Source organism: Planktothrix serta PCC 8927, assembly GCF_900010725.2.
GTDB lineage: Bacteria > Cyanobacteriota > Cyanobacteriia > Cyanobacteriales > Microcoleaceae > Planktothrix > Planktothrix serta.
The window spans coordinates 1-1,165 of sequence record NZ_LR734924.1 but is presented as its reverse complement, the minus strand read 5'-3'; the positions used below and the strand labels follow the sequence as shown (position 1 = coordinate 1,165).

At 38.5% G+C, this 1,165-nt stretch carries 2 protein-coding genes; both read right to left on the bottom strand.

Annotation, left to right across the window (positions count from 1 at the left end; all coding sequences use genetic code 11):
- On the bottom strand, positions 1 to 569 hold a 569-nt coding region (locus tag PL8927_RS27660; protein WP_083627105.1), incomplete at its 3' end, for a Uma2 family endonuclease.
- 110 nt (positions 570 to 679) lie between these two features.
- Positions 680 to 1,165 (bottom strand): Uma2 family endonuclease (locus PL8927_RS27655; protein WP_156093361.1); only part of this gene is annotated, 486 nt, incomplete at its 5' end.

Genomic DNA, 1,165 nt, shown 5'->3' with positions numbered 1-1,165 from the left:
AGCAATAAATTTAAACGAAACCCCGGTAAGATATCCTCACCGGATAATTCTGTGGGAAGATGTTGCAATTCTACAGGTTTTTGAAGATGATAAATTTCAACTTGTTGCTGTTGAGGATTAATTAACCAACCTAATTTAACTCCCGCATCCAAATATTCTAACATTTTCTGACGTAAGGGTTCTAATTCATCTGTTGCTGACCTTAATTCTATGACAAAATCCGGTGCAATAGGCGGGAATTTGCGGCGTTGTTCGCAGGTGAGATTTTCCCAACGTTCTCGCTGTATCCAAGCAACATCCGGGGAACGATCTGCACCATTAGGAAGTTTAAAAATGGTTGAAGAACTAAAAGTATAACCCAATTTGGTTTGACGATTCCAAATCACTAAATCAGCAATCAAATCTGCTTCTCGATTTCCACTTTCTCCCCCCACTGGAGACATAATTGTTAATTCTCCTTGAGCATTTCTTTCAAATTTCAACTCTTGGTTATTTTGACAAAGTTGATAGAATTGTTCATCGCTGAGGTGAACACTATCTAAGTTTAATATCACAGGACTAATAACCATACTGTTAGTCTCAATGTGCGATCGCTATTTCTAATTATATCCTACCCGTAGGGTGCGTAAGCGAAGCGCACGCACCCCTAAAATTTTGACTCACAAACAATAATATTGTCTCAAAATAGCAATAAATTTAAACGAAACCCCGGTAAGATATCCTCACCGGATAATTCTGTGGGAAGATGTTGCAATTCTACAGGTTTTTGAAGATGATAAATTTCAACTTGTTGCTGTTGAGGATTAATTAACCAACCTAATTTAACTCCCGCATCCAAATATTCTAACATTTTCTGACGTAGGGGTTCTAATTGATCTGTTGCTGACCTTAATTCTATGACAAAATCTGGCGCAATGGGCGGGAATTTGCGGCGTTGTTCGCAGGTGAGATTTTCCCAACGTTCTCGCTGTATCCAAGCAACATCCGGGGAACGATCTGCACCATTAGGAAGTTTAAAAATGGTTGAAGAACTAAAAGTATAACCCAATTTGGTTTGACGATTCCAGATTCCTAAATCAATGATTAATTCCGCTTCTCGATTTCCACTTTCTCCCCCCACTGGAGACATAATTGTTAATTCTCCTTGAGCATTTCTTTCAAATTT